This window comes from Mitsuaria sp. TWR114, from assembly GCF_007997345.1.
The window spans coordinates 1-8,004 of sequence record NZ_VOSR01000553.1 but is presented as its reverse complement, the minus strand read 5'-3'; the positions used below and the strand labels follow the sequence as shown (position 1 = coordinate 8,004).

9 protein-coding genes and 2 pseudogenes are annotated in these 8,004 nt (G+C 68.5%); 1 reads left to right on the top strand and 10 read right to left on the bottom strand.

The window, feature by feature from the left end; genetic code table 11:
- A partial coding sequence (gene hemN / locus FUT87_RS19205; RefSeq protein ID WP_147242064.1) for an oxygen-independent coproporphyrinogen III oxidase occupies positions 1–1,371 on the bottom strand: 1,371 nt, incomplete at its 3' end.
- Between the two features lie 107 nt (positions 1,372–1,478).
- On the opposite strand from hemN, the gene FUT87_RS19200 reads away from it, so the two are divergent.
- The gene (locus FUT87_RS19200; protein ID WP_147242063.1) at positions 1,479–2,228 is read left to right on the top strand and encodes a cyclic nucleotide-binding domain-containing protein; all 750 of its coding nucleotides are present in this window, start codon (positions 1,479–1,481) and stop codon (positions 2,226–2,228) included.
- A 25-nt stretch (positions 2,229–2,253) separates the two neighbouring features.
- On the opposite strand, the gene FUT87_RS19195 is transcribed toward FUT87_RS19200, so the two are convergent.
- From FUT87_RS19195 to FUT87_RS30910, 9 genes and pseudogenes are all read right to left on the bottom strand, one after another.
- On the bottom strand, positions 2,254–2,526 hold the full coding sequence (locus FUT87_RS19195) for a hypothetical protein (RefSeq protein ID WP_147242062.1): 273 nt from the start codon (positions 2,524–2,526) through the stop codon (positions 2,254–2,256).
- A gap of 55 nt (positions 2,527–2,581) precedes the next feature.
- Positions 2,582–4,009: a cytochrome c oxidase accessory protein CcoG gene (gene ccoG / locus FUT87_RS19190; RefSeq protein ID WP_147242061.1), complete on the bottom strand. Its 1,428-nt coding sequence runs from the start codon at positions 4,007–4,009 to the stop codon at positions 2,582–2,584.
- On the bottom strand, positions 3,996–4,898 hold the full coding sequence (gene ccoP / locus FUT87_RS19185; RefSeq protein ID WP_147242060.1) for a cytochrome-c oxidase, cbb3-type subunit III: 903 nt from the start codon (positions 4,896–4,898) through the stop codon (positions 3,996–3,998). The genes ccoG and ccoP overlap by 14 nt, the downstream gene beginning before the upstream one ends.
- Positions 4,891–5,067 (bottom strand): cbb3-type cytochrome c oxidase subunit 3, encoded by a 177-nt coding sequence (locus tag FUT87_RS19180; protein ID WP_147242059.1) that lies wholly within the window; start codon positions 5,065–5,067, stop codon positions 4,891–4,893. The genes ccoP and FUT87_RS19180 overlap by 8 nt, the downstream gene beginning before the upstream one ends.
- Positions 5,068–5,080: 13 nt before the next feature.
- Positions 5,081–5,707 carry a cytochrome-c oxidase, cbb3-type subunit II gene (gene ccoO / locus FUT87_RS19175; protein WP_091732274.1) on the bottom strand — a complete coding sequence of 209 codons (627 nt, stop codon included), beginning with the start codon at positions 5,705–5,707 and terminating at the stop codon, positions 5,081–5,083.
- Between the two features lie 26 nt (positions 5,708–5,733).
- Positions 5,734–7,193, bottom strand: a pseudogene (gene ccoN / locus FUT87_RS19170) (cytochrome-c oxidase, cbb3-type subunit I).
- Positions 7,194–7,269: 76 nt separating this feature from the next.
- Complete coding sequence (ccoS, locus tag FUT87_RS19165; RefSeq protein ID WP_091732264.1) at positions 7,270–7,416, bottom strand: cbb3-type cytochrome oxidase assembly protein CcoS; 147 nt, start codon at positions 7,414–7,416, stop codon at positions 7,270–7,272.
- Positions 7,417–7,456: 40 nt separating this feature from the next.
- On the bottom strand, positions 7,457–7,753 hold the full coding sequence (locus FUT87_RS30915; protein ID WP_255511923.1) for a hypothetical protein: 297 nt from the start codon (positions 7,751–7,753) through the stop codon (positions 7,457–7,459).
- A gap of 40 nt (positions 7,754–7,793) precedes the next feature.
- Positions 7,794–7,967 (bottom strand): annotated as a pseudogene (locus FUT87_RS30910) (hypothetical protein); the annotation flags it as partial.
- Between the last annotated feature and the right edge of the window lie 37 nt (positions 7,968–8,004).

Sequence of the window (8,004 nt, the reverse complement as noted above, 5' to 3'; positions counted from 1 at the left end):
CGCCTTCAGGTAGCGGTCGAACACCATCGCCACCGCCCGGACGAAGAACCAGCCCATCGGCGTGACCTGCACGCCGCGCGCATTGACCGTCACCAGGCCGTCCGCCGCGAACTGTCGCAGGCGCTCGAGCTCCGGCGCGAAGTAATCCGCGACGACGATCCCGTGCGAGCGCTCGATCGGATCGAACTCGAGCCGGCCCTGGCACATCAGCGCCATGATCGCGTCGCGCCGCACCAGGTCGTCCTGGTCGAGCGTCAGCCCGCGCTCGACGGGCAGGCGTCCCTCGCGAAGGGCGGCGTAATACTCGGGCAGCGTCTTGACGTTCTGCGCGAAGGAGGCGCCGACCTTGGAGATCGCCGACACGCCCAGCGCCACCAGGTCGCAGTCCGGCTGGGTGCTGTAGCCCTGGAAGTTGCGATGCAGGCGCCCTTCCCGCTTGGCGACGGCGAGCGGATCGTCCGCCAGCGCGAAGTGGTCCATGCCGATGTAGCTGTAGCCACGGGCGATGAACCCGGCAATGGCGCCGGCCAGCATCCGCAGCTTGTCCGGGGCCGGCGGCAGCGCGGCGGTGTCGATGCGGCGCTGCGGCTTGAAGCGGTGCGGCAGGTGGGCGTACCCGTAGAGCGCGATGCGGTCGGGCCGCAAGGCGGCGACCTGGTCGATCGTCCGCGCGAAGGAGGTGGGCGTCTGGCGCGGCAGGCCGTGGATCAGGTCGACGTTGATCGAGCGGAAGCCCAGGTCGCGCGCGGCGCCCATCAGCGCCGTGACGCTCTCCAGGCTCTGCTCGCGATGCACGGCCCGCTGCACGTCGGGATCGAAGTCCTGCACGCCGAAGCTCAGCCGGTTGAACCCCAGCGTGCGCAGGTGGCGCAGCCGCGCGACGTCGATCGTCCGCGGATCGACCTCGATGGAGATCTCGGCATCGGCCGCGAGGCGGAAGTGGCGATGCAGCAAGGCCATCAGCATCGACAGCTCGCGGTCGGCCAGGAAGGTCGGCGTGCCACCGCCGAAATGCAGCTGCGACACCAGCGCGCGCGCGCCGAGCCGCCGGTGCACCAGCGCCATTTCCGCCTCCAGCGCGTCGACATAGACCGCCGCACGCTCGTGGTGGCGGGTGACCACCTTGTTGCAGGCGCAGTAGTAGCAGACCGACTCGCAGAACGGGATGTGGACATAGACCGACAGCGGCTGCGTCGCCGCGGGGCCGAACGCGCGCAGCGCCAGCGTCTCTCCATGACGTTCGGCATCGATGCCTGCATGAAAGCGGTCGGCCGTCGGATAGGAGGTGTAGCGCGGTCCGGCGATGTCGAACCGGCGCAGCAGGTCGGCATCGGGAATGCTGCGGTCCCACGGGGTCGGATCAGGGTTCATGGGCGGCGATCCTCACCCTTTGCTGCCAAATCGTCATTGATTGATGTCATTGCCGGCGCCGGGCCCCGACAAAGAATCCGCCGCTTCCTCGCATGCCTGACCGCCTCATGTCGAGCCGCCTCCGACTTTCCCTGCCCCCTGCCGCGCCGCACGACCTCTTCAAGATCAGCTGCTCGACCTGCGCGCTGCGCCAGATCTGCCTGCCGACCGGCCTGCCCGCCGCGGAGGTGCTGCAGCTCGAACGCATGGTGAGCGATCGGCGCGCGGTCGCGCGCGGAGCGGTGCTGTTCAAGACCGGCGACGTCTTCGAGGCGATCTACATCGTCCGCACCGGCTTCTTCAAGACCTCGGCGTCGGCGCAGGACGGCCGCGATCAGGTCACCGGCTTCCACATGGCCGGCGAGCTGCTGGGCCTGGACGGCATCTATGACGGCGCGCACGCGAGCCAGGCGGTCGCGCTGGAGGACTCGCAGGTGTGCGTCGTTCCCTACGGTCGGCTGGAGGACCTCACCCGCGAGTTCGACCGCCTGCAGCGCCAGTTCCATCGGCTGATGAGCCGGGAACTCGTGCGGGACCAGGCCATGATGGTGCTGCTCGGCTCGATGCGGGCGGAACAGCGCGTCGCCGCGTTCCTGATCAACCTGATGCGTCGGCTGCGCGCACGCGGCTTCTCGTCCTCCAGCGTCGTGCTGCGCATGACGCGCGACGAGATCGGCAGCCATCTGGGGCTCACGCTGGAGACGGTCAGCCGCACTTTCTCACGCATGCAGGAAGACGGCGTGCTGGAGGTGCGGGCGCGTGAGTTGCGCGTCCTCAAGCCGCGCCGGCTGCTGCAACTGGTCCGCCGCGCCGTGTAGGCACGAGCCCGGACCCCGAGGTCGATCAGGGAGTCTGCCCGCCCGTCGCCGCGTGGTTGCGCGCCTTCATCGCGGGCGCCATCGCGGCGTCGGCGCCCGCCTCCGCTGCGACACCGCTCCGATCGACGCCGCCCGACGAAGGGACGACGGGGTCGGGATGCGTCAGCGCGAGTACCAGGGTGGCCACGCCCGCCACCACGACCATGCCGGGCCCGCCGACCACCAGCCACATCATTGGATGCCGCCACCAGGGACCGCTGCCCGGCGTGTCCAGGTCGTTGATTCGTGTCGTCGTCATGGAAGCTCCCGCTGAAGGCCTGGGCGCCGACGAGGCGCCGGATCGGATGCCGCGCTCATCGCGGCACCATGAAAGTGGATTTCTCGAACAGTTCGCGTGCATCGCCGGCCCCCGACGGGCCGCCCGCCTCCACCCGGCGGATCGAGAACCGCATCGGATGCACGCCCGGTCCCAGCCGCCGCGCCTGCTCCGCGGGCAGGCGCAGCGAGACGGTGACCCAGCGCGCCTCGGCGGGCGCCAGCGTCAATCGCCCGGTCGGTGCGGCGACCCGCAGGCCGGGGATGCCATCGACATCCAGCACGAACCCCTGCGTCGATTCGGCGGCGTTCATCAATTGCAGGCGATAGACGTTCTCCACGACCCCGTCCTCGACCTCCCGCGCCAGCGCGGCGCGATCGCGCACCACATCCACCTTGAAGGGCATCCGCACCGCCAGGCTCCAGACCAGCGCAGCCGACACCGCCAGCAGGATCCCGCCGTAGATCAGCACGCGGGGCCGCAACACACGTCGCCATTGGCGCGCGGCGCCCCAACGATGCTGCATGCCGTTCTGCGTCGCGTATCGGATCAGGCCGCGCGGATAGCCGAACTTGTCCATCACGTCGTTGCAGACGTCGATGCAGGCGGCGCATCCGATGCACTCGTGTTGCAGGCCCTTGCGGATGTCGATGCCGGTGGGACACACGTGGACGCACTGCTGGCAATCGACACAGGCGCCGAGTCCGATCGTCGACAGGTCCGCCTTCTTCGAGCGCGGGCCGCGCGGATCGCCGCGCTCGGCGTCGTAGCTGATGATCAGCGTGTCCCGATCCAGCATCGCGCTCTGGAAGCGGGCATAGGGACACATGTACTTGCAGACCTGTTCCCGCAGGTAGCCCGCATTGCCATAGGTCGCCAATCCATAGAACAGGATCCAGAAGACTTCCCATCCGCCGAGCGCCGCCTGCATGGCGTTCTCGCCCAGCACGCGGATCGGTTCGAAGTAGCCGACGAAGGTGAAACCGGTCCAGAGCGACACGGCCAGCCACGCGGCGTGTTTCGCCGTCTTGCGCCCCAGCTTGCCAAACGACCAGCCCGCCTTGTCGAGACGGATGCGCGCCGCGCGGTCGCCCTCGGTGTGCCGCTCGATCCACAGGAAGATCTCGGTGTAGACCGTCTGCGGGCAGGCGTAGCCGCACCACAGCCGGCCCGCCACTGCGGTGAAGAAGAACAGCCCGAAGGCCGACACGACCAGCAAGGCGGTCAGGTAGATGAAGTCCTGCGGGTACAGGATCAGGTCGAAGATCAGGAAGCGCCGCGCGTCCAGGTCGAACAGGACGGCCTGGCGGCCGTTCCAGCTCAGCCAGGGCAGCCCATAGAACAGCAGCTGCGTCGCCCACACCAGCGCCCAGCGCCAGAAGGCAAACCACCCATGCACCGCGCGGGGATAGACCTTCGCCTCGGAGGCATACAGCGAGATCGTCTTGAGCTCAGGGGCGCTCATGAGACAGCCCCCAGATATAGGCCGCCAGCACGCGGATCTGCTCGGGGCTGAGCCGGGAGCCGTGCTCCGGCATGTGGCTGTGTTTGCCGTTGTTGATCATCGCGACGATCGCAGGCTCGCCCCAACCGTGCAGCCAGACCTTGTCGGTGAGGTTGGGAGCGCCCAGCGCCTGATTGCCGCGGCCGTCCATGCCGTGGCAGGCGGCGCAGGCGGTGAATCTGGATTTGCCCAGCGCGGCCGCCACCGAGTTGTGCGGACTGCCCGACAGGCTCAGCACGTAATGCGCCAGGTTGCGCACATCCTCGCCGTTGCCGACCGCCGCCGCCATCGGTGGCATCGTGCCTTCCCGGCCACGCGTGATCGTCTCGATGAGGGTCTCGCCGCTGCCGCCATACAGCCAGTCGTTGTCGGTCAGGTTCGGGAAGCCCTTGGATCCCTTGGCGTCGGAGCCATGGCAGGTGGCGCAGTTGTTGGCGAACAGGCGTTCGCCGATGCCCATCGCCTGCGGATCCCTGGCCACGGTTTCCACCGGCAGCCCGTCGAACCTGGCGTAGATCGCCCGCATGGCCTCGCGGGCCTTGGCCTGCTCGGCCTCGAATTGGCCGGTGCTCGACCAGCCCAGCCGACCGGCGTAGCCGCCCAGACCCGGATACAGCGCCAGATAGAGCACCGAGAAGACCACCGTCAGCACGAACAGCACCATCCACCAGCGAGGCAGCGGGTTGTTGAGCTCCCGGATGTCCTCGTCCCAGACGTGGCCGGTGGAGTTGTCGGCGGCCATCACCTTGCGGCGGCTGGCGATGATCAGCAGGGCCAGGCACAGGGCCAGGCCCAGCACGGTGGCAGCGGCCACGAACAGCGACCAGCCGTTCGAAACGAAATCACTCATGACGACCTCCTTGGAGCGCCACGTCCTCGTCCGACAGGACGAGCGCCCCCTGGTCTTCGAATCGTTCCCGGTTGCGGCGGGCATAGGCCCACCCCACGATGCCGGCGAACACCAGCAGCGACAGCACGGTCACCGCGCAGCGCAGCACATTCACATCGATGTCAGGCATGACGGCGCTCCGATCAGGGCTTCAGCGCGGTGCCCAGCACCTGCAGGTAGGCGACGACGGCATCCATTTCGGTCTTGCCCTGGACTTCGGCGCCGGCCTGGGCGATCTGCTCGTCCGTGTAGGGCACACCGACGGTCCGCAGCGCGCGCATCTTGGGCGCGAGGTCCTTCGGATCGAGCGCCGCGCCTGACAGCCAGGCGTAGGCCGGCATGTTGGACTCGGGCACCAGGTCCCGCGGATTGGTCAGGTGCAGGCGGTGCCACTCGTCGCTGTACTTGCCGCCGACCCGGGCCAGGTCGGGGCCGGTCCGCTTGCTGCCCCACTGGAAGGGGTGGTCGTAGACGAACTCGCCGGCGACCGAGTAATGCCCGTAGCGCAGCGTCTCGGCGCGCAGCGGGCGGATCATCTGGGAGTGGCAGTTGTAGCAACCCTCACGGATGTAGACATCGCGGCCGGCGAGCTGCAGCGGCGAATACGGCTTCAGATGCTCGACGGCCTGCGTGGTCGAGCGCTGGAAGAACAGCGGGACGATCTCGACGATGCCGCCGACGATCACCGTCAGCAGCACCAGCACGATCATCAGGAAGTTGCTGGTCTCGATGCGCTCGTGACCGGTGGCGGGGGCATGGGCATTGGCCATGACGTGCTCCTTGGGGGTCCGGGCGTTCAGGCGGCGGCCGCGAACGCGGCGCCGGGAATGGGATGGCGGGCCGGGCGGCCGACTCGGACCGTCATCACGACGTTCCAGGCCATCAGGCACATCCCGCTCAGGTACAGCAGGCCGCCCAGCAGCCGCACCACGTAGAACGGGTAGGTCGCCTTGACGCTCTCGGCGAAGGTCCAGGTCAACGTGCCGTCCGGATTCACCGCGCGCCACATCAGGCCCTGCATGACGCCGGCGATCCACATCGCGGCGATGTAGAGCACGATGCCCAGCGTGGCGATCCAGAAGTGCAGTTCGATGGCGCGCTTGGAATACATCTCCACGCGGCCGTACATGCGGGGGATGAGGTGATACAGCGCCCCCATCGAGATGAAGCCCACCCAGCCCAGCGCGCCGCTGTGCACGTGGCCGACGGTCCAGTCGGTGTAGTGGGAGAGCGCGTTGACGGTCTTGATCGACATCATCGGCCCCTCGAAGGTCGACATGCCGTAGAACGACAGCGCCACGATGAGGAACTTCAGGATCGGGTCGTCGCGCAGCTTGTGCCACGCGCCGCTGAGCGTCATGACGCCGTTGATCATGCCGCCCCAGCTCGGCGCCAGCAGCACCAGCGAGAACAGCATGCCGACGCTCTGCGCCCAGTCCGGCAGCGCGGTGTAGTGCAGGTGGTGGGGGCCCGCCCACATGTAGGTGAAGATCAGCGCCCAGAAGTGGACGATCGACAGCCGGTAGCTGTAGACCGGCCGGTTCGCCTGCTTGGGGATGTAGTAGTACATCAGGCCGAGGAAGCCGGCCGTCAGGAAGAAGCCGACCGCGTTGTGGCCGTACCACCACTGCACCATGCGTCCTGGACGCCGGCATAGGCGGAGTAGCTCTTGGTCAGCGAGACCGGGATCTCGGCGCTGTTGACGATGTGCAGCAGCGCCACCGCGATGATGAAGGCGCCGAAGAACCAGTTGGCCACGTAGATGTGGCGCACGCGTCGAACGCCGATCGTGCCGAAGAAGACGATCGCGTAGGCGACCCAGACCACGGCGATCAGGAGGTCGATGGGCCATTCGAGTTCGGCGTATTCCTTGCCGGTGGTCAGGCCCAGCGGCAGGGTGATCGCGGCGAGCACGATGACGACCTGCCAGCCCCAGAAGGTGAACCACGCCAGCGCGGGGGCGAACAGCTTCACATGGCTGGTGCGCTGGACGACGTGGAAGGCGGTGGCCATCAGCACGCAGCCGCCGAAGGCGAAGATCACCGCGTTGGTGTGCAGCGGCCGGAGCCGGCCGTAGCTGAGCCAGGGAATGCCGAAGTTCAACTCCGGCCAGGCGAGCTGCGCGGCGATGACCACGCCGACCAGCATTCCCACCACGCCCCACAGCACCGCCGCCAGCGCGAAGGCGCGGACCACGCCGTCCTCGTAGCTGGGCGCGCCTGCGCGTGCTCCCGTTGACTCTGATTTGCTTGCCATGCTGGCTCCTCGAGGCGCTCTTCGCGCGATTGGCGGCGATTGTTCGGCGCCTGGTTCGCCAGCGTGTTGATGACGGTCAAGCTCCGGCGTCGTCCTCGAGGATTCGTTGACCTTCCCGGTCCAGCGACTCGAGCTGTCCGTCCTGCACGGCCCAGCCGAACACCATCAGCACCAGCAGGACCAGCACGACCGAGAACGGGATCAGCAGGTAGAGGATGTCCATGTGCGGGTTCCGGAACGATGTCGAGGCGTCGGGGGCGGCCTCACCGACGGAAGGTCGTGTCGCGTCCGAGGCGTGCGGCGTTGGCCACCACCAGCAGCGAACTCGTCGCCATGCCCAGGCCCGCTGCCCACGGCGGCAGCCAGCCCACCAGCGCCATCGGCACGCACGCCGCGTTGTAGAGCGCCGACCAGGCCAGGTTCTGGCGCGCCACGTGGCGCGTTCGCCGGGCCAGGCCGAGCGCGGTGGTGATCGCGCCGAGCCGGTCCGACACCAGCAGCGCGTCGGCGCGCGACTTGGCGAGGTCGGCGCCCTGTCCTCGCCACCGAGACCTGCGCACGCGCGAGCACCGGCGCGTCGTTGATGCCGTCGCCGATCATCAGCACGCGATGGCCGCAGGCCTGCAAGGCCGCCACATGGGCCAGCTTGTCCTCGGGGCTCGCGCCGCCGCGCCATCGCACCGGGCCGACTTGGTCCGCGATCGCGGCCACGCGCTCGGGTGCATCGCCGGACAGCAGGTGCACCTCCAGCCCGCGCTCGCGCCAGGCGCTCACCGCCGTCCGCCCATCGTCGCGCAGCGCCTCGTCGAAC

What these genes read in the sequence shown, in the direction of transcription:
- FUT87_RS19200 (WP_147242063.1), top strand. Translation starts at nt 1,479, where the DNA reads ATGTCGAGCCGCCTCCGACTTTCCCTGCCCCCTGCCGCGCCGCACGAC.
- ccoO (WP_091732274.1), bottom strand. Translation starts at nt 5,707, where the DNA reads ATGGCCAATGCCCATGCCCCCGCCACCGGTCACGAGCGCATCGAGACC.
- ccoG (WP_147242061.1), bottom strand. Translation starts at nt 4,009, where the DNA reads ATGAGCGCCCCTGAGCTCAAGACGATCTCGCTGTATGCCTCCGAGGCG.
- FUT87_RS19180 (WP_147242059.1), bottom strand. Translation starts at nt 5,067, where the DNA reads ATGCCTGACATCGATGTGAATGTGCTGCGCTGCGCGGTGACCGTGCTG.
- FUT87_RS19195 (WP_147242062.1), bottom strand. Translation starts at nt 2,526, where the DNA reads ATGACGACGACACGAATCAACGACCTGGACACGCCGGGCAGCGGTCCC.
- ccoS (WP_091732264.1), bottom strand. Translation starts at nt 7,416, where the DNA reads ATGGACATCCTCTACCTGCTGATCCCGTTCTCGGTCGTGCTGGTCCTG.
- ccoP (WP_147242060.1), bottom strand. Translation starts at nt 4,898, where the DNA reads ATGAGTGATTTCGTTTCGAACGGCTGGTCGCTGTTCGTGGCCGCTGCC.